At 73.2% G+C, this 19,502-nt stretch carries 15 protein-coding genes and 1 pseudogene; 8 read left to right on the top strand and 8 right to left on the bottom strand.

The window, feature by feature from the left end; translation table 11 throughout:
- Position 1: 1 nt before the first annotated feature.
- The 4 genes from AC3WRM_RS08940 to pknB are packed head-to-tail and all read left to right on the top strand — an operon-like array spanning position 2 to position 5,964.
- A complete protein-coding gene (locus tag AC3WRM_RS08940) occupies positions 2-1,321 on the top strand; it encodes a PP2C family protein-serine/threonine phosphatase (RefSeq protein ID WP_492247838.1) in 1,320 nt (439 codons plus the stop codon).
- Positions 1,318-2,694 carry an FtsW/RodA/SpoVE family cell cycle protein gene (locus AC3WRM_RS08935; RefSeq protein ID WP_492247839.1) on the top strand — a complete coding sequence of 459 codons (1,377 nt, stop codon included), beginning with the start codon at positions 1,318-1,320 and terminating at the stop codon, positions 2,692-2,694. Before AC3WRM_RS08940 ends, AC3WRM_RS08935 begins: the two co-directional genes overlap by 4 nt.
- Positions 2,691-4,160 carry a peptidoglycan D,D-transpeptidase FtsI family protein gene (locus AC3WRM_RS08930; protein WP_492247840.1) on the top strand — a complete coding sequence of 490 codons (1,470 nt, stop codon included), beginning with the start codon at positions 2,691-2,693 and terminating at the stop codon, positions 4,158-4,160. Before AC3WRM_RS08935 ends, AC3WRM_RS08930 begins: the two co-directional genes overlap by 4 nt.
- Positions 4,161-4,188: 28 nt before the next feature.
- Positions 4,189-5,964 (top strand): Stk1 family PASTA domain-containing Ser/Thr kinase, encoded by a 1,776-nt coding sequence (gene pknB / locus AC3WRM_RS08925; protein ID WP_492247841.1) that lies wholly within the window; start codon positions 4,189-4,191, stop codon positions 5,962-5,964.
- Between the two features lie 30 nt (positions 5,965-5,994).
- Here the strand turns inward: pknB and AC3WRM_RS08920 are convergent, their stop codons facing one another.
- Positions 5,995-6,738, bottom strand: a complete 744-nt coding sequence (locus AC3WRM_RS08920; RefSeq protein ID WP_492247842.1) for a DUF881 domain-containing protein — start codon at positions 6,736-6,738, stop codon at positions 5,995-5,997.
- An 85-nt stretch (positions 6,739-6,823) separates the two neighbouring features.
- Here AC3WRM_RS08920 and AC3WRM_RS08915 point away from each other — a divergent pair, with 85 nt between their 5' ends.
- Positions 6,824-7,279, top strand: a complete 456-nt coding sequence (locus AC3WRM_RS08915; protein ID WP_492247843.1) for a cell division protein CrgA — start codon at positions 6,824-6,826, stop codon at positions 7,277-7,279.
- 3 nt (positions 7,280-7,282) lie between these two features.
- On the opposite strand, the gene AC3WRM_RS08910 is transcribed toward AC3WRM_RS08915, so the two are convergent.
- Positions 7,283-7,915: a histidine phosphatase family protein gene (locus tag AC3WRM_RS08910; protein ID WP_492247844.1), complete on the bottom strand. Its 633-nt coding sequence runs from the start codon at positions 7,913-7,915 to the stop codon at positions 7,283-7,285.
- 92 nt (positions 7,916-8,007) lie between these two features.
- Between AC3WRM_RS08910 and crtI the strand changes: the two genes are divergently transcribed.
- Positions 8,008-9,492 (top strand): phytoene desaturase family protein, encoded by a 1,485-nt coding sequence (gene crtI / locus AC3WRM_RS08905; RefSeq protein WP_492247845.1) that lies wholly within the window; start codon positions 8,008-8,010, stop codon positions 9,490-9,492.
- Positions 9,493-9,572: 80 nt separating this feature from the next.
- On the opposite strand, the gene AC3WRM_RS08900 is transcribed toward crtI, so the two are convergent.
- On the bottom strand, positions 9,573-10,709 hold the full coding sequence (locus AC3WRM_RS08900; protein ID WP_492247846.1) for a lycopene cyclase family protein: 1,137 nt from the start codon (positions 10,707-10,709) through the stop codon (positions 9,573-9,575).
- 62 nt (positions 10,710-10,771) lie between these two features.
- On the opposite strand from AC3WRM_RS08900, the gene AC3WRM_RS08895 reads away from it, so the two are divergent.
- Entirely contained in the window at positions 10,772-11,728 is a 957-nt protein-coding gene (locus tag AC3WRM_RS08895; protein WP_492247847.1) for a phytoene/squalene synthase family protein, read from the top strand.
- A gap of 71 nt (positions 11,729-11,799) precedes the next feature.
- Here AC3WRM_RS08895 and AC3WRM_RS08890 read toward each other — a convergent pair.
- The 5 genes and pseudogenes from AC3WRM_RS08890 to AC3WRM_RS08870 all read right to left on the bottom strand — a co-directional run.
- Positions 11,800-12,174 (bottom strand): annotated as a pseudogene (locus AC3WRM_RS08890) (cytochrome P450); the annotation flags it as partial.
- A 737-nt stretch (positions 12,175-12,911) separates the two neighbouring features.
- Entirely contained in the window at positions 12,912-14,489 is a 1,578-nt protein-coding gene (locus AC3WRM_RS08885; protein WP_492247848.1) for an FAD-dependent oxidoreductase, read from the bottom strand.
- Positions 14,490-14,492: 3 nt separating this feature from the next.
- The gene (locus AC3WRM_RS08880) at positions 14,493-15,227 is read right to left on the bottom strand and encodes a methyltransferase domain-containing protein (protein WP_492247849.1); all 735 of its coding nucleotides are present in this window, start codon (positions 15,225-15,227) and stop codon (positions 14,493-14,495) included.
- Positions 15,228-15,334: 107 nt separating this feature from the next.
- On the bottom strand, positions 15,335-15,994 hold the full coding sequence (locus tag AC3WRM_RS08875) for a fasciclin domain-containing protein (protein ID WP_492247850.1): 660 nt from the start codon (positions 15,992-15,994) through the stop codon (positions 15,335-15,337).
- Positions 15,995-16,026: 32 nt separating this feature from the next.
- Positions 16,027-17,598, bottom strand: coding sequence for a molybdopterin-dependent oxidoreductase (locus tag AC3WRM_RS08870; RefSeq protein WP_492247851.1), 1,572 nt, complete (start codon positions 17,596-17,598; stop codon positions 16,027-16,029).
- Positions 17,599-17,747: 149 nt separating this feature from the next.
- Here AC3WRM_RS08870 and AC3WRM_RS08865 point away from each other — a divergent pair, with 149 nt between their 5' ends.
- On the top strand, positions 17,748-19,193 hold the full coding sequence (locus tag AC3WRM_RS08865) for a hypothetical protein (protein WP_492247852.1): 1,446 nt from the start codon (positions 17,748-17,750) through the stop codon (positions 19,191-19,193).
- Positions 19,194-19,502: the final 309 nt, after the last annotated feature.

Below are 19,502 nucleotides of genomic sequence, written 5' to 3'. Positions count from 1 at the left end.
GATGTCACTCACCCTGCGCTACGTCGCGCTGACCGACGTCGGTCTGCGCCGCTCCAGCAACCAGGACTCCGGCTACGCGAGCAGCCGCCTCATCGCCGTCGCCGACGGCATGGGCGGCGCGGCCGCCGGCGACCTCGCGTCGGCCGAGACGATGAACGTGATCCGCCAGCTCGACCGCGAGCTGCCCGAGATCGACCCGCTCGAGGCGCTCGAGAAGGCCGTCGCCCACGCCAACCAGCGGCTCGGCGAGCTCGTCGCCGAGGACCCCTCCGTGGAGGGCATGGGCACGACGCTCGAGGCGATGCTGTGGGACGGCGAGCGCTTCGCCACCGCCCACATCGGCGACTCGCGCGCCTACCTCCTGCGCGACGGCCAGCTGACGCAGATCAGCACCGACCACACCTTCGTGCAGAGCCTCGTCGAGGAGGGGAAGCTGACACCCGAGGAGGCGCGCGTGCACCCGCACCGCTCCCTCCTGCTGCGCGTCATGCTCGGCCGCGACGACAACGACGCCGACCTCGAGTGGTTCGAGGGACAGGTCGGCGACCGCTTCCTGCTGTGCAGCGACGGCCTGTCCGACATGGTCGACGACGCCACCATCCAGCAGCTGCTCAACGCCGAGACCATCGACCAGGCCGCGTCCGACCTGGTCCGCACCGCCCTCGAGAACGGCGGCTACGACAACGTCACCGTCGTCATCGGCGAGCTCGTCCCCTCCGGCGCCGTGTCGGAGGAGGAGCTGTCGTCGGCCGACGGACGCCCGCAGCTCGTCGGCGCGGCCGCGGAGGGTCCCCGCCCGCGCACCGGCAACGCCGCGGGCGGCTCCGGGAAGGCCCGCTCGCGCGAGGAGCGCAAGGAGCGCAGGCGCGAGAAGGAGGCCGACCCCGAAGAGCTGCGCTACGCGCCACGACCGCCGAGCAAGTGGCGCTGGGTGCGTCGCCTCGTCGCGCTCGCCGTCATCGTCGGCATCATCGCCGCCGGCGCGCTCTACACCTACCGCTGGTCGCAGGACCAGTACTACGTGGCCTCCGCCGACGGCAAGGTCGCGATCTACCGCGGCGTCCAGGCCGACCTGCCGCTCGTCACCCTCAAGCACGTCGACGAGGTCACCGACGTCGAGCTCGACACGCTGCCGGCGTTCCGCGCCCAGCAGGTGCGCGACGGCATCCCCGCCGACAGCCGCGCCGACGCCGAGGAGACCGTCGAGAACCTGCGCGACCTGGCCGAGGAGCCCGAGCCGTCGCCCTCGCCCTCGCCGAGCCCCTCCCCCTCCCCGTCGCCCTCCGCGTCGCGCACCGCCGACCGGGAGCGGTCCGCATGAGCACATCCACCCTGGTCCCGCGCAAGCGGCGCGGGGCCGAGCTCACGCTGACCCTGCTCGCCGTGCTCATCGGCGTCGGCGCCTACTGCGCCGTCGGCCTCGGCGCCGAGGGTCGCGTGCCGGCCGACGCGCTGCGCCTCGTCGTCTTCCTCGTCGCCGCGGCCGTCGCCACGCACCTGCTCGTGCGCAAGGTCGCGCCCTACGCCGACCCCGTCCTGCTGCCGCTGGTCATCTGCCTCAACGGGCTGGGACTCGCGATGATCTACCGCATCGACCTCGGCTACCAGGCGATGGGCAACGACGCGTTCGGGCCGCTCGCCACCAACCAGCTGATGTGGTCGGGCATCGGGATCGCCCTGTTCGCCGTCGTGCTGCTGGTCATCCGCGACCACCGCCGTCTGCAGGCCTACACCTACACGTTCGGCTTCGTCGCACTCGCGCTGCTGGTGCTGCCGCTGCTGCCCGTCATCGGGCAGAACATCCGCGGCGCGCGCATCTGGATCAACATCGGCCCGTTCAGCTTCCAGCCCGGCGAGGCGGCCAAGATCTGCCTGGCCATCTTCTTCGCCGGCTACCTCGTCGTGAAGCGCGACGCCCTCGCGCTCGCCGGCCGACGCTTCGCCGGCATCGACCTGCCGCGCGGGCGCGACCTCGGGCCCATCGGCGCCGCCTGGCTGATCAGCATCGCCATCCTCGTCTTCCAGCGCGACCTCGGCTCCTCGCTGCTGTTCTTCGGCCTCTTCGTCGTGATGCTCTACATCGCCACGGAGCGACCGGGCTGGCTCGTCGTCGGTGGTGGCCTGTTCGTGGCCGGCGCCTACTTCGGCTACCTCGCGTTCGGGCACGTGCGCGTGCGCTTCGACGCCTGGCTCGACCCCTTCTCCGACCCCGACCGCAACGGCCAGATCATCAACGGCCTGTTCGGCATGGCCTACGGCGGCGTGCTCGGCACGGGCTGGGGCCAGGGCAGTCCGCAGCTCACCCCGTTCGCCTTCTCCGACTTCATCGCCTCGGCGATGGGCGAGGAGCTCGGCCTGACCGGCCTCATGGCGATCCTCGTCATCTACGGGCTCGTCGTCGAGCGGGGCATGCGCATCGCGCTGACCTGCCGCGACGCGTTCGGCAAGCTGCTCGCCGCCGGCCTGGCCGTCTCGTTGGCGCTGCAGATCTTCGTGGTCGTCGGCGGCGTCACCCGGCTCATCCCGCTGACCGGCCTGACCACGCCGTTCATGGCGCAGGGCGGCTCGTCCGTCGTCATGAACTGGGCCATCATCGCGCTGCTGCTGCGCATCAGCGACCAGACCCGACGCCCCGCACCCGAGGTGTCGCAGTTCGACCACGACGAGGAGACCCAGGTGGTGAAGCTGTCATGAACAAGCCGATCCGGAACCTCGCCGTCGCCTGTCTCGTCCTGTTCGCGGCGCTGCTGATCAACGTCAACTACGTGCAGTTCGTCGAGGCGGGCGACCTCAACGCCCGCCAGGGCAACAAGCGCGTCATCGACGCCGACTTCAGCCGCGACCGCGGTGCCATCCTCGTGGGCGACGAGCCGGTGGCCGAGAGCAGGCCGAGCAAGGACCAGTACAAGTTCCAGCGGGTCTACCCGCAGTCGACGCTGTACGCCCCGCTCACCGGCTACTTCTCCTACATCTACGGCAGCGCGAACCTGGAGCGCTCGGAGAACCAGGTGCTGTCCGGCAACGACAACCGGCTCTTCGTCAGCCGGGTCGTCGACCTCCTGGCCAACAAGAAGCCCCAGGGCGGCAGCGTCGAGCTGACCATCAACCCGCGCGCGCAGAAGGTCGCCGCGAGCGGCCTGGAGGCGCTCGGCGAGGGCACCAAGGGCGCCGTGGCCGCGCTCGACCCCAAGACGGGTGCCGTGCTCGCGATGGTCAGCCAGCCCTCCTACGACCCGAACGTGCTCGCCAGCCACGACTTCTCCAAGGTCACCGAGGCCATGAAGCGCCTGCAGGCCAACGAGGACGACCCGCTGACGAACCGCGCGACGCAGCAGATCCTGCCGCCCGGCTCCACCTTCAAGCTCGTCACGGCCGCCGCGGCGCTGGAGGACCTGAACCTCAAGGCCGACAGCCGCGTGAAGGGTGGCGCGAGCCTGTCCTTCCCCGGCATCGAGTACACGCTGCCGAACGAGAACGGCGGCAACTGCGGCGGCGACCCGATCACCTTCGAGCAGGCGCTGCAGGTCTCCTGCAACGTCTCCTTCGGCGACCTGGCCGGCAAGATCGGGCAGGACAAGCTCGAGGAGCAGGCCCGCAAGTTCGGCTTCGGCACCGACCCGCTCGAGGGCCTGGCCAGCAACGCCAGCCAGTTCACCGCCGAGGGCACCGACCTCGAGGCCCCGCAGCTCGCGCAGAGCGGCATCGGCCAGTTCGAGGTCGCGGCCACGCCGCTGCAGATGGCCATGGTGGGCGCCGGCATCGCCAACGACGGCGTCGTCATGAAGCCGCAGGTCGTCAAGTCGGTCCGCTCGCCCAGCCTGCGCGTCCTCGAGTCGCTGGAGCCGGAGGAGCTCGACCGCGCCATGAGCTCGGGCAACGCGGCGATCCTGCGCTCCATGATGGTGGCGACCGTCCAGTCCGGCACCGCCACGTCGGCGCAGATCCCCGGCGTCCAGGTGGGCGCCAAGACCGGCACCGCGCAGTCCACCCCTGACCGACCCCCCTACGCCTGGTTCGTGGCCCTCGCCCCGGCGAACGACCCCAAGGTCGCCGTCGCCGTGGTCGTCGAGTCCTCGAGCACGGCACGCAACGAGATCGCCGGTGGACGCCTCGCCGGCCCCATCGCACGCTCCGTCATCGAGGCGGTGCTCGGTGAGTGACTTCGACCCCCCTAGGGAGAGTGACCCCATGACCGGATCCGGCGACGAGCCCATCCTGCTCGGCGAGCGCTACGAGCTCGGCGGGCTGCTCGGTCGCGGAGGCATGGCCGACGTCCGCGTCGCGCGCGACCTGCGCCTCGGCCGCACCGTGGCCATCAAGCAGCTGCGCGCCGACCTGTCCTCCGACGACACGTTCCAGGCCCGCTTCCGCCGCGAGGCGCAGTCGGCCGCGGCGCTGAACCACCCCGCCATCGTCGCCGTCTACGACACCGGCGAGTCGACCGACAAGCACGGCAACCACATCCCGTACATCGTCATGGAGTACGTGGAGGGCCAGACGCTGCGCGAGATCATGCGCGACGACCGCAAGATCCTGCCCGAGCGCGCCCTGTCGATCACGGCCGACGTGCTCAGCGCGCTCGACTACTCGCACCGCTCCGGCATCATCCACCGCGACATCAAGCCCGCCAACGTCATGCTGACGCCGTCGGGCCAGGTCAAGGTCATGGACTTCGGCATCGCCCGCGCGATCGCCGACTCCTCCAGCGCGATGACGCAGACCGCGGCCGTCATCGGCACGGCCCAGTACCTGTCGCCCGAGCAGGCGCGCGGCGAGACCGTCGACGCCCGCTCCGACATCTACTCCACCGGCTGCCTGCTCTACGAGCTGCTCACCGGACGCCCGCCATTCGTCGGCGACAGCCCCGTCTCGGTGGCCTACCAGCACGTCCGCGAGGACGCCCGCCCGCCGTCGCAGCTCAACCCCGAGGTGACGCAGGCCGTCGACCACATCGTCGCGAAGTCGCTCGCGAAGCGCACCGAGGACCGCTACCAGTCGGCCGCCGACATGCGCAAGGACCTCGAGCGGGCCATCGCCGGCCAGCAGGTCGAGGCGCCGACCGCCGCCACCTCGGTGGCACCGGCCGCCACGGCGCTCGCCCCGGCCGTGGCCGCTGCTGCCGCCACCGGCACGCAGCCCGCCGTCGAGGACGAGGAGGAGCGCAAGAACCGCAAACCCCTGTACTGGGCGCTCGCGATCCTGCTCCTCCTGCTGCTCGCCGGTATCGGCGTCTACGCCTACAACCAGGCGAACCAGCCCCCGCCGGCGCCGGCGCAGGTCGAGGTCCCCGACGTCACCGGCCAGGACGCGGTCGCCGCGCAGCGGTCGCTCGAGCGCGACGGGTTCACCGTGCAGACGCAGGAACGGGCCGACGGCGACGTCGAGGAGGGCAACGTCGTCTCCCAGGACCCCGACGGCGGCACCATGGCCGACAAGGGCACCGAGGTCACGCTGGTGGTCTCGACGGGGCCGGCCCAGGTGGCGGTGCCCAACGTCGTCGGCTACACGTTCGACGAGGCGAAGGCCGCGCTCGAGGGCCAGGGGCTCAAGGTCAAGCGCGAGGAACGCGCGTCCGACGAGACCCGGAACTCCGTCATCAACACCAACCCGTCTGCCGGCGTGAGCGTCGACGCGGGCACGACGGTCACCGTCATCGTGTCGCAGGGCGAGGTGCAGGTGCCCAACCTCGTCGGCATGACGCAGGAGGAGGCGGAGAAGACCCTCCAGGAGGCCGACCTGGAGGTCTCCGTCACCGAGGACCCGACCGCCACCGAGCCGAAGGGCCAGGTCACCAACCAGGGCACGCCGGCGGGCACGTCGGTGCCCCCGGGCACCACGATCGAGATCACGGTCTCCAGCAACGACGGTGACGACCAGGGCGGCGACCAGGCCGACGGCAACGGTGACGCGCCGGACGGCAACGGCGACGGCGCCGCCGACCTCGACATCACCCCCGGGCAGTAGCCGGACTCTCCTGACCGGCGGCGACGCCGGTCAGGAGAGCGCCGACGCGTACCGCAGGACGGTCGCACCGCCGTAGGGCGCGACCACGAGGTCGTCGCCGGTCGCGACCTTCAGGCCCAGCCGGAACTTCGTCACGTACCGCTCGTAGTTGGCGACCTCCGGCGACGACCCGAGCGAGTAGGTCATACCCGGCACGTCCCCGACCGCCTCGATCACGTACGGCGGCGAGAAGGGACGCCCGTCGATGATGACGTTCGAGCCGACGCACACGATCGCCGTCGTCGACACGAGCCGCTGCCCCTGCAGGCTCACCGCCTCGGCGCCCCCGGCCCACAGGGCGTTGACGAACGCCTGCAGGTCCTGCTGGTGCACCACGAGGTAGTTCGGGTCGACCCCGGCGGAGTCGGCGTCGCGCGGGGCGTCGGTGAGCGTGACCCTGATGCCGGGTCCGCGCACCGTGCTGAGCCCGGCCAGGTCGCGCAGCGTGCGCAGCCGACGCACGATCGCCTCGACGCCGCTGGCGTCGTCGGCCGCAGCCGTCGCGGCGTCGATCTCGCGCTGCAGTCCGACCACGTCGGCCTGGCGCTGCTCGACCCGACGTTCCCGCTCGCCGACCAGCGAGGCGACGTCGCCGCCCGCCGGACGCAGGTCCTGGCCGTCGGAGGTGCGGTGCGCTGCCGCGGCGGTCAGGCCGGCCACCAGGCAGACGCCGAGCACCGCGACGGACCAGCCGCGCGAGGACCGCCTCGCCGAGCGTGCACGCGTCCCCGACATGCGAGCACCTCTCCCCAGTCCGACACCGTCCGCGACGCCGACTACGCTAGCCCAGAACCCGCAGACGGCACCGAAAGAGATCCCCGTGGCCAAGAACAGCACCCCGAGCACGGTCCGCACGCGCCGAGGCGGCTGGGCGCACCCGCTCGCCCTGCTGCTCCTGGTGGTGGCCGTCGCCTGGGCGGTCGGCGCCTTCTTCACGGTCTCCGACCGCTCGTTCCCCAAGATCGGCGCGATCCCCGGTCTCTTCGACCTCGGCGGCTGGAACTTCGCCATCGCCGCGGTGATCGCGCTCGGTGCCTCGTCGGTCGCCTCGCGCACGCGCCCCGAGCCGGAGCCCGGCACACCCACCGGCAGCCGCTTCGCCGCGCCGCTGATGATCGCCTCGGCCGTCATCGGCCTGCTGTGGATCGTCGTCTTCTACGTCATCTCCGGCACCGACATCACCATCCCCGTCTACTCCGACCTCGGCGACTGGAACATCGTCATCGGCATGGGCTTCATCGTGGCCGCCTTCGGCTTCGCGATGAAGTGGGAGTGAGCCCTACCGGAACGTGACCTGGTCGGCGGGCACGTGGCCGTGCTCGTTGTAGGTGAGCAGCCGCGTGCCGCCTCGACCGACGATCAGGGTCGTCACCGACGCGTTGACGACCACCCGGTTCAGCGGGATGAACAGCGACGCGTCGCCCGCCAGCAGGTGCGACGCGACGAGGGCGATCGGCCCGCCCGACGTGAACACGGCGACGCGGCGACCCGACCCGGCCTGCGCGACGGCGTCGTCGAGCGCACGCAGCACCCGGGCGGAGAACTCCGCGAACGACTCGACCGGCGACGGCGCTCCGCTGACCCAGGCACCGAGGGCGGCGTCGAGGCGCGCCTGGAACTCCCGCGGGTCCGTCGTCGGCGTGACCGTCTCCCCCGCGAGCGCGAGGTGGTCGTACTCGTCCCAGCCCGCGTCGACGTCGTACAGGTCGCCGTCGACGGCGTCGAGCACGGCCACCGCGGTCTGGGCATGACGGCGCATGGAGCCGGCCACCGACCAGTGCGGACGGAAGTCCGACGCCTCCCACGCGAGCCCCAGCCAGCCGCCCTGGCGGGTGCCGAGGGCGGAGAGCTGGTCGTAGTCGTCGCTGCCGAACGAGGCCTGGCCGTGACGGATCAGATGGATGGCGCCCACCGTCGCAGGCTAGCGGGTGCGGCACGGGCACGTCGCCGGGCGGACTCGGCGCACGTCCGTGAGGATGGGAGCACCGAGCGAGTGGAGGTCGCATGAGTCACGTCGTCGTCGTCGGAGCAGGGCTCGCCGGCCTCGCCGCCGCGTGCCACCTGGTGGGCGACGGTCACCGCGTGACCGTGCTGGAGCGCGAGGACGTGCCCGGTGGGCGCGCCGGCATCCTGCAGCGCGACGGCTTCACGTTCGACACCGGGCCGACCGTGCTGACGATGCCCGACCTCATCGACCGCCCGCTGCGCGCGGCCGGGTCGAGCCTGGCCGAGCGGCTCGAGCTGACCCTCCTCGACCCCGCCTACCGCGCGTTCTACGCCGACGGCTCCACCCTGGAGGTACGGCACGGCCACGAGGCCATGCGGGCGGAAATACACCGCGAGTGCGGCAGCGTCGACGCCGCCGCGTTCGACGAGTTCGTCACCTGGCTGCGGCGGCTGTACCTGACGGAGATGCCGCACTTCATCGACCGCAACTTCGACCGGCCGACCGACCTGCTGTCGCGTCCGGCCGCGGCGGCGCGGCTGCTCGCGATGGGTGGCTTCGGCCGACTGGGGCCGATGATCCGGCGCCGGTTCGCCGACGAGCGCCTGCACCGCCTGTTCTCCTTCCAGGCCATGTACGCCGGGCTCGCGCCGGACGACGCGCTGGCGCTGTACGCCGTGATCACCTACATGGACTCGATCGAGGGCGTCTACTTCCCGAAGGGCGGCATGCGCGCCGTGCCCCGGGCCCTCGCCGACGCCGCCACCGACGCGGGCGCGGAGATCCGCTACGGCACGACGGTGACGGCACTCGTCCGCGACGCCGGCGGCCGGGTGCGCGGCGTCGCGACGGGCGAGGGCACCGTCGCCGCCGACGCCGTCGTGTGCACCATCGACCTGCCGACCGCCTACACGTGGCTCCTGTCCGACCTGCGGCCTCCTCGTGCCGTGCGGGGCATCGGCGGACGGCTGGGCGGCGACTACTCGCCGTCGTGCGTCGTGTGGCACGTGGGCGTCAAGGGCGTGCCGGACGGCAAGGCGCACCACAACATCCACTTCGGCCAGCAGTGGAACGAGGCGTTCGAGGACCTCATGACGCACGGCACGCTCATGCGCGACCCCTCGCGCCTGGTGACCGTGCACTCGCTCGACGACGACGAGGCCGCACCCGACGGTCACAGCACGCTGTACGTGCTCGAGCCGACGCCCAACCTCGACGTCGGACACCTGGACTGGAAGGCCGAGCGCGGGCCGATGCGCGAGCGCCTGCTGGCCTTCCTGGAGCGGTCGGGCTACCCCACCGACGTGGTCGTCGACGAGCTGGTCACGCCGCTGGAGTGGCAGGAGCAGGGCATGGCTGCGGGCACCCCGTTCGCCCTCGCGCACACGTTCTCCCAGACCGGCCCGTTCCGTCCCGCCAACGTCGACCGGCGCGTGCCCGGCCTCGTCTTCGCCGGGTCGGGCACCGTCCCCGGCGTGGGCGTCCCCATGGTGCTCCCGTCGGGACGCCTGGCGGCCGAGCGCGTCAACCAGCTCGTCCGCTGACCCCCCGCCAACTTTTGGACACTTCCGGGGCACTTCCGATGCCCCGGACGCCCCGCAACTGTCCAAAAGTCGGGGAGGGGTCAGGGGAGGAGGGTGGCGCGGGCGAGCTCGCGGCGGCCCGACCACGGCATCCGGCGGAACATCGCCCCCATGGCGGTGGCGACGTCGAGCAGGGAGCCGTCGCGGGACATGTAGGCGCGCTGCAGGTGAGCGGGGAGGCGGCCGAAGCCGTCGAACAGGGCGAGGGTGCCCTCGACGTCGAGCCGCAGCACCGCCCGCAGGCCCGCCTCGCGCAGCGCGTCGGCGGGCGCCGGCGCATCGACCCCGCGCGGCGCATGCCCGGCGGCGAGCTCGTCGGCCAGCGTGCGGGAACGGCGCAGCGCGTGCGCCACCGAGTAGCCGGTGACGACGTGCCCGCCGCGTCCGGCGACCCCGTGGGCGAGAGTCCCCTCGACCGGCGGACGACCCCGCCCGCGCATCGGGATGTGCACGACCTCCCGTCCCAGGGGCGCGTCGACGGCCGACGGTGCGACGCCACGGGCCGCGAGCCGACGTCGCAACCGTGCCTCCAGCTCCTCGACGTGCAGCGGAGGCGAGGCGGCGAGGCAGGTCTCCTCCAGCAGCACGGTCCCGTCGCCCAGCGGGATCGCGTAGAGGAACGACGGGCGCAGACCCGCGGTCCCCGCCCCATCCCCGTCCGCCCGCCAGTCCGTGCGCCAGTCCATCAGCAGCGCCTCCGCGCCCTGCAGCGCCGGCGCCGCGACGTCGGCGGGCACCACCACCCCGAACGCGGTCTGCGCGGGGGCGGGATCGTCGACGCGCAGGCCCTGGGGCCGGGCCCCGCGCGCGTCGACGACCACCCGTGCCGACGACGTCAGCGCCGCGACCCCGGCGTCGTCGAGCCGACCACGCCGCACGTCGACGTCGCCGAGGGGCAGCGCGGCCTGCAGGGCGACGTTGTCGAGCACGACGTAGCGGCGGGAGAGGCGGTGCACGTCGACGGCCCGGACCTCCGGTGCCGCCAGGCGGGAGCGCACCACCGACGCGGGCAGTCCGACGAGCTCGTCCTCCCAGACGCCGTACGTGGGTGCCCAGACGGCGTCGGGACGCGGGTCCACCGCGACGACGCGCAGGCCGCGCGTCGCGCACGCCGACGCCAGCGCGCGACCCGCCGGCCCGAGGCCGACCACGGCCACGTCGACCCGTCCGCCGCTCACGCCGACCCCCGCTCCACGAGAGCCATCGTGGCACGCCCTCTCGCCCTAGGCTGGGTCTCACCATGCCCCGACCCCTGCACCCCGATCCGCGGCTCGCCGCCGGCTACGCCCGGTGCGCGGAGCTGACACGGGCGCACGGCACCACCTACTACTGGGGCGCCAGGCTGCTGCCGCGCGAGCAGCGGATCGACGTGTACACCGTCTACGCCCTCTGCCGGCTGGCCGACGACATCGTCGACGAGCCCGGGCGGGTGGACCCTGCGGTGCCCGGGCACGACGAGACCGACCCGGCGGCGCGGCTGCGTCGCTTCGAGCAGCACTTCTGGGACAGCGTCGCGGCCGGCGGCGCCGACGAGCCGGTCATGGCCGCCGTCGTCGACAGCCTGCGGCGCCGGGGCACGGACCCCGAGTGCTTCGACCGCTTCTTCCGGGCGATGGAGCTCGACCTCACCCGCACCACCTGGGCCACCTGGGAGGAGCTGCGCGACGGCTACATGGAGGGCTCCGCCGCCGTGATCGGGGAGATGATGCTGCCGGTGCTGCAGCCCCTGACCCCCGAGGCGAAGGAGCCGGCGCGGGCGCTCGGCCACGCGTTCCAGCTCACGAACTTCCTGCGCGACGTCGGCGAGGACCTCGACCGTGGGCGCGTGTACCTGCCGCAGGCGGACCTCGCCCGCTACGGTGTCGACCCGGCCGAACGACGCGTGACGCCCGCGTGGCGCTCCATGATGGCCGAGCAGGTCGAGCGCAACCGCGCCCTCTACCGCCAGGCGGCACCCGGGGTCGCGATGCTGCCGCCACCCGGTGCCCGCTGCGTCGCCACCGCCCTGCGCATGTACGCACGCATCCTCGACCTCGTCGAGGCCGCCGACTACGACGTCTTCTCCGGCCGCCACCGGGTCAGGCCGCGCACGAAGGTCGCCATCCTGGCCGACGTGCTCGTACGGGGTCCGCGCCGGGGGCTGCCCCCGTCGGGTCCGCCGTCGCCGAGGGCGAGCCTCGCCCCGCGCAGCCAGTAGCCCGCGACCAGGTGGTCCCAGCCCAGCTCGGGCTCGGCCACGAGCCGTGGCTGGAGGGCGAGCAGGCGCACGAGCAGCGCGTCGGTCTCGAGCAGCGCGAGCGGCTGCCCGGGGCACTTGTGCTCGCCGTCGCCGAACGCCAGGACCGGCTCCCCCACGCCCGCGGGCAACGACCGCCCGGGGCAGAGGTCGAGCGGCGCGTCGCCGACGGCCTCGGGGTCGGCGTTCGCGGAGCGCACGCACACGTCGACCAGGTCGCCGCTCTGGATCGTCCAGGACTGGTCGCCGTCGCTGACGTCGATGGGCTGCTGGGCCCGCCGGTAGAGGTGTCCGACGACCGGCTCCAGCCGGATGACCTCCCCGAGGATCGCGAGCCGCTCCGACTCCGGCGCGACGAGGTAGCGCGCGCGCAAGGCGTCGTCGCCGAGCAGGTGCAGCGCGGCCATCACGACGAACTCGCGTGTGGTGACCATCCCGGCCGTGCCGTACGTGACGCACTCGACGAGGATGCTCGCCGTCGAGTACCCCTCCGCGAGCAGGTGGCTGACGATGTCGTCGCGCGGCTCGCGCCGCCGTGCCCGGATCGCAGGCCGGACGTCGGCCAGGAGGAGCCGGCCCACGGGGACGAGCCCGTTCACGGCGGCCTGCATCCACTGCCGCCGGGTGCGGCCGAGGTCGCGGCGGGTGACGTCGAACGGCGGCTGGCTGAACATCGCCTCGAGCCGGCGGGCCATCCGCGGGACCGACGACTCGGTGAGCCCGACGACCTCGGCCGTCACCTCGACGGTGTAGAGCAGGGCCAGCTCGTCGAGCAGGCAGCCGCCCGCAGCCACCGCCTCGGCGAGCAGACGGTCGGCGGTGGCGTGCATCAGGTCGGTGTAGCGGTCCGCGACGACGGCCGGCGCGAGGAAGCGCGCGACCTTGCGGCGCTGCTCGTCGTGCTGCGGACCGTCGGACACGAGGATCGGGTGGTGCTCGAGGTAGCCCTGGGGGATCGCCTCGGCGGTGAACCCGGCCTGCGTGGTGGCGTGCCGGGCCCGCAGCACCTGACGCGCGGCCTCGAGCGAACGCAGCCGCCACACGGTGCTCACGCCGGGCCTGCCCGCGGCGTCGACGCGCTCGACGCGGGGCGCGTCGGGCTCGTCCGTCGCGACGGCGCGCCGCCGTGAGCGGTCGGTCGGGCTCACGACGGTCGCCGCCCCCGGCCGGGAAGGCGGTGCACGACGCCCTGCAGGGGCACGGTCCAGACGTCCTCGCCCCGTACCCCCCACGCGCCCAGCAGCCGGTTCGCCGCCAGGACGCCCGTGGTCGCCGCGCGCTCCATGAGCGCGATCGGCCAGTCGACGCGCAGCCCGTCGCCGGCGAGCACGAGTCCCGCGTGGGGCGTGTCGACCGTGAGCCGGTCGCGCCACGGCCCGGTGCCGACCAGACCGCAATCGTCCTCGACGAGCAGCTCCTCGTGCACGACGTGCAGCCCGCGCGTCTCCGGATAGACCTCGTGCAGGCCCGCGAGCAGACGACTGCGCAGCCGCTCGACGTCGAGACCGCAGGGTCCGTCGCCCGCAAGGTCGGGGTCGCGGGACGGGTCGGCGGCGTAGGCGTGCAGCTCGACGACCGAGCCGCCGTGCTCCGCCGACCAGCGCGCCGCGCCCGCCTCGAAGCGCTCGAGCACGGTGACGTTGTCGAGCAGGTCGTAGCCGCTCGTCCCGAGGAACGCCTCCCGCTCGCTCGCGACGCGACCGTCGAGCCACAGGCGCAGCACCCCGAAGGGTGGCGCGTTGCGGCCCGCCGCGACCCTGCGCTGCCAGGAGACTCGCTCGGCGTCGTCGGCAGGCAGCGCCGACAGGAGCGCACGGGTGGTGCGCGGGTCGGTGGCGACGACGACCGCGTCGGACTCGACCGTCCCGCCCGCGACGTCGACCCGCCAGCCGCGACCCTCCGGCCGCACGCCCTCGACCGCGGCACCGAGCCGCACGTCGGCCCCGTGCTCCGCGAGGTAGCGACCGAGCGGTGCCCACAGGACGGTGTCGTAGTCGTCGTCGGGCACGTCGAACACCAGCCCCTCGGAGCTGCCCGTGAAGTAGGCGTGGAACATCCCGACCAGCTCGCCGGCACCGAAGTCGCTCGGGTGGGCGAAGAACGACCGCGCGAACACCTCCAGGGCGAGGTGCCGGGCACCGTCGGGGAAGCGCAGCCGGTCGAGGAAGGCCTGCGCCGACTCGCCGTCGTAGCGCTCGTGGCTGGCCGGGTAGTCGGCGGCGACCAGCTCGAGCGCGCTCGGCACGTGCACCGACGGCAGCGCCGAGACCGGGAACGTCGGGCTGCGCAGCACGAACGCGAGCAGGTTGAGCGGTGGCGTGGTCGGGAGCGCGGCGAAGGAGTCGGTGAGGCCGTCGGCGCGGCGCAACGGGTAGTCGGGCACGGGCACGAGGTGCTCTAGGGTCGGGTCCACGCGGCGCAGCAGCGAACGCAGCATGTAGTACTGCCGGAAGAACGCGTGGAAGCCGCGGCTCATCGTGCGCCCTCCCCCGTGAGCGGCACCGTCGAGCGGCCACGACCGCACCCGTCCGCCGAGCTGGTCGCACGCCTCCAGCAGCGTGACCCGCACCCCGCGCTCGGCAAGCACGACCGCAGCCCCGAGACCGGCGATCCCGCCGCCGACCACCACGACGTGCCGCGACTCCCGCAGCCGGGCGCTCCCCGGCGCCGCAGCGTGCAGGACGGCGTTGCGGTCACGTCCCGGCGGGATGCGTCGGGCCATGCGTCAGAGCGGCTTGCGGGCGAGGACGGTGTGCAGGATGCCGTGCTGCCACCCGCCGGCGGTCGACCACGTGACGTCGGTCAGCCCGGCCCGCTCGAGCCGGGCCTGCAGCTCGGCGGTCGAGTCGTTCTCCAGCACGCTGCGCCACAGGTACCGGTAGATCGCGGGGTTGCCGCGCACCGCGACGGACAGCGGCGTCACGACGCCCCAGCAGACCGCGCTCCACACCGCCTGCGCGGCCGGGGAGCCCTTCACGTGGTAGTCCTGCAGGGCGATCCAGCCGCCCGGACGGACCTGGTCGGCGATCGCCGCGACGGTGGCGTCGCGCTGGTCGACCGGCACGTTGCGCAGCAGGTAGGCGGCGAGCGCGCCGTCGGCGGGGCCGTCGAGGTGCAGGCGCGCGACCTCGGGCAGGTCCTGGGCGAGGGCCTGCACGAAGCGGACACCCTCGGGCCAGGTCTTCTCCTGCGCCTCGGCGAGCATGCCGGCGGACGCGTCGAGCCCGACGATCCGCGCCTCGCGTCCCGCGGCGTCGACGAGGGCCCGCGTGGACAGCCCGGAGCCGCAGCCCAGGTCCCACAGCGTCGGCCAGGTCTCGCGACGGGGCAGCCGGGCCACGAGCTGGCGGGCCGCGTCGCGCAGGGCGCCGTGGTAGCCGGGGTTCAGGGCGGTGAGCAGGTCGTAGCGTGGGGCAGCGCGGTCGAACTCGTCCGCGAGCCGGGTCCCAGGTGTCCGCACGTCAGCAGCCTACGGGCGAACCAGGAGGCGCGCCGCGCCCACCGACGGAGCGAGGCCCGACCCCCCCGAGAGGGGAGCCGGGCCTCGCGACCGGAGGGATGCCTGGATCAGCTGGCCGGCGGCATGAGCACCGAGTCGATCAGGTACACCGTGGCGTTGGCGGTCTTGACGCCACCGCAGATGACGGCGGCGTTGCCGTTCACCTTGATGTCGTCGCCGGAGCCGGTGACCTCGAGGTCGGCGCCGTTGACCGTCTTGTGCGTGCCGTCGATCTCGTCGGGCGCGATCTGGCCGGGGATGACGTGGTAGGTCAGGACCGACTCGAGGGTCTTGGCGCCCTCGGGGGTGCCGAGCGTCTTGACCGTGTCGGCGGGCAGCTTGGCGAACGCGTCGTCGACCGGCGCGAACACCGTGAACTCGCCACCGTTGAGGGTGTCGACGAGGTTCACGTCGGGGTTGAGCTGGCCCGAGACGGCCTGGACGAGCGTCTTCAGCAGCGGGTTGTTGCTGGCGGCCGTGGCGACCGGGTCCTGGGCCATGCCCTCGACCGAGCCCGAGCCGTCCGGGACGGCCTTGGCGTAGTCGGCGCAACCCGGGCCGACGAGGTCGGAACCGGCGTCGGACGCGGCCTCCGACGACGGGGTCGAGGAGGACTCGCTGTCGGACGAGGCGTTGTCGTCGCTGGACGAGCCGCAGGCCGCGGTGAACAGGGACAGCGAGGCCACGGCTGCGATCGCGAGGCTCTTGCTCTTGGTGGTCGTGCGCATGTTTCTTCTCCTTGGTTGGGTGTGTCGTCCTGCTACTCGACGCGGAATCTGACGTTGTGCCAGCCGGTCGACCCGTCCGGTGCGATGGGCACACGGTCGGAAGTCTGTGTGGTGCCGTCGGCGTCGGTCGCCCGGACGGTCACCTGGTGGGTGCCCTCAGTCGCGTCCTCCCACGTCCAGGACCACTGACGCCAGGTGTTGACGTTGTCCTGGGCGGCGAGGTCGACGTCCTGCCAGTCACCCTCGTCGATCTTCACCTCGACGCGCTCGATGCCGACACTCTGGGCCCAGGCGACGCCGCCGATGCGGACGTTGTCGCGCGGGAGGGCCTCGAACGCCTTCGGCACGTCGATGCGGGAGGAGAGCTTGATAGGCGCCTCCTCGGAGTAGCCGCGGGTCGACCAGTAGGCCTTGAAGTCCGAGAACTTCGTGACCTCGATGTCGACCAGCCACTTGGTCGCGGAGACGTAGCCGTAGAGGCCGGGGACGACCATGCGCACCGGGAAGCCGTGCTCCAGCGGGAGCGGCTCGCCGTTCATGCCGACGGCGATCAGGGCGCCGCGCCCGGTGTCGGTGAGCGCCTCTAGGGGCGTGCCGATGGTCATGTCGTCGGCGCTGGTCGTCTTGACCGCGTCGGCGCCGTCCTTGACGCCGGCCCGGGCGAGCAGCTCGGCCACGGGCACGCCGAGCCAGGCGGCGTTGCCGACGTAGGGGCCGCCGACCTCGTTCGAGACGCAGGTGAGGGTGATCCGGTTCTCGACCAGACGCTCCTTGAGCAGGTCCTCGAAGGAGAGGTTGAGCTCCTGGTCGACCATGCCGTGGATGCGCAGGTTGAAGGTGTCGGCCGGGACCTGCGGCACGCGCAGGGCGGTGTCGATGCGGTAGAAGTCGCGGTTCGGCGTGACGTAGGGGCTGATGCCCTTCACATTGGCCTGGGCACCGGCGGGCACGGCGGCGGCCGGGGTGGCGGGCTGCGGGAGCCTGACGCCGGCGCGGGAGTCCTTCGCGGCGGACGAGCCGAGGAACCGGGTCACGCCGCCGCCGATCGCCATCGCGGCGCTGGCGACGAGCACGGCCTGCAGGAACGCACGGCGGTCGAAGCCGGCGGGCGTCTCGTCGCCGACCTTGCGGGACAGCTCGAGCGCCTTGAGCAGACGGGCCAGCAGCAGCAGGCTCGCGGCCAGCGTGACGAGCGAGGGGATCACCGTGACGACGATGTTCGCGGTCGACGTGCGGTCGAGAGCGGCGGTCACGAAGGCGGCCAGGCCCAGCAGGGCGGTGATGCCGAGGGCGAGCCGCGGCCGTCGCAGGCCCAACCAACCGGCGACGGCCGCGGCGACCAGGAGGGTCGCGGCGACGCTGCCGATGAGCACGGGCTTGTCGTTCGTCCCGAACTGCTCGATGGCGAACTCCTTGAGCGGCCTCGGGACGAGGTCGATCACCCGGTTGCCGACCGACTCGATCGGGGTCGGAACGCCGAGGAGCGTCGCCACACCCGATCCGAGGGCGACGCCCGCGACCGCGGCGAGCAGTCCCGACAGCGCGCCGGTCCACCACGGGGCGGTGGCCCGGGTGGCGGATGCTGCGGTGGTTGTCTCGCTCATGCCCCTGATTCGGGGCCCGTCGCCGTCTGGATGGGTGCTCACGGAAAAAATTGTTCAAGGGGTCCGCGGATGAGCAACCTGGTACGTCACTCCCAGTTACCGTCGATGCCCGTTCTGCCCTGCCCTTGCAGGGTTCCTAGGGTGGTGCCATGAGCACGCACGAGGGAGTCGCGTTCCGTTCCGAAAGCACGTCGGCGACGGCCCGGGAGGTGCTCGCGGACGCGCTGCGCGAGGCCGATCCGGTCGGCTCGCGCGCCGTCGAGCGCGAGACCGCCTGGCGCCGGCAGTACCTGGAGCACTTCCGTCGGGCCGTCGAGGCGGGGATCGGCGACGCGACGGCCGCGCGCGCCATCGCCGCCGCCGGGCTGAGCAGTGCGCACGCGGCGATGCGGTTCGGCGACGCGGACCTCGACGAGGCCGTCACCGGTGCCCCGCTCGACCAGGTGCTCCACACGACCACGCTCGAGGGCGAGGCAGAGCCGGAGACGGAGCTGACGCTCCCGTACCGCGGCGAGCGGCTCCGCGGCGACGCCCTGCTCCGTCAGCTGGACGCGTGGGTCGAGCGCGGCGTCGTGACGGGCTCGTGCGCCGAGGCCGTGCGGCGGGTGCACGCGAACCCCGACTGGCTGCGGCTCGACGGCGACGTCGTGGCGGTGCTGGGCGCGGGTGCCGAGATGGGCCCGTACCGCGCGTTGCAGCGCTGGGGTGCCGAGGTCGTCGCACTCGACCTGCCCCGCGCGGACGTGCAGGAGCGCATCGCGACGGTGGCCACGCGTGGCGCGGGGCGCGTGCACGTGCCCACGCGGATCGTGACGAGCGGACGCGGCGACGGCGGCTCCGACGTCGGCGCCGACCTCGTGCGCGAGCTGCCCGCCGTGGCGCACTGGCTGGGCTCGTTCGCCGGTGCGTCGCGGGTCGTGCTCGGCAACTACTGCTACGCCGACGGCGGGATGCACGTGCGGGTGTCGATGGCTGCCGACGCACTGGCCGCGCACCTGGTCGCGGAGCACCCGGGGACGGCGCTGGCGTTCCTCGCCACCCCGACCGACGTCTTCGCGGTGCCGGCCGAGGAGGTGGCCCGGTCGCAGGAGGCGTACCGCAAGGGTCGGGTCGGGCGGGTGGCCCGGCACGCGACCCGGGTGGTGAGCGGCGGACGGCTGCTGCAGCGCAACTACCCGCCGGGCGCCGACCCCGGGCTGTGCGACGCGCTCGTGCCTCAGCAGGGCCCGAACTACGCGCTGGCCAAGCGCGTGCAGCGCTGGCGCGCCACCGCGGCTCGTGCCGCGGGGACCACGGTGTCGCTGAACGTCGCGCCCGCCACGCGCACGCGGTCGGTGGTCAAGAACAAGGCGCTCGCCGCCGCCTACGCCGGCGCGCACCGGTTCGGCGTCGAGGTCTTCGACCCGGCGACGTCGAACACCCTCATGGCGGCGCTCCTCGTGCACGACCTGCGGGCGGGCCTGGCCCCGGAGGCCGAGCCGTGGAGGGACGAGGCGCGCGGCGCCGCCCACGGCGGGCTCTGGACGGCCGCCTATCACCCCCGCTCCGCCCTCGGCCTCGCCGCCGTCCTCGGCGTCGGCGCCCTCCGCGGCTGACGGCGGCCACGTCGCCAGGCCCGCTCAACCCGATGTCAGGGCCCTACCGCGCGGCGCCTGCCTCTCGTCCGGACGAATCACGACGGCATTGGCACCCCGACGTCGTCGTGCCAGCGTCTCTCCACCTCTGCCCTTTCGAGCGTTTCCGTCACCGCACGATGATCGTCCTCCGGCGAGGCAGGCACTGCGTTGGCAGGTTGCCGAGATCATGCCGACCGCCGCGGAGCACACCTCGGAGTGGGCCGCTGCGTCCATGGGGGACACCGCAAGCGGAACGTCCGGAGAGACTCTCCCGCCGCGCGTGGAAGG

Source organism: Aeromicrobium sp. EU05-FHT14F07, from assembly GCF_058790455.1.
The sequence above is the reverse complement of the archived record's forward strand: the minus strand, read 5'-3'. Positions and strand labels throughout refer to the sequence as shown.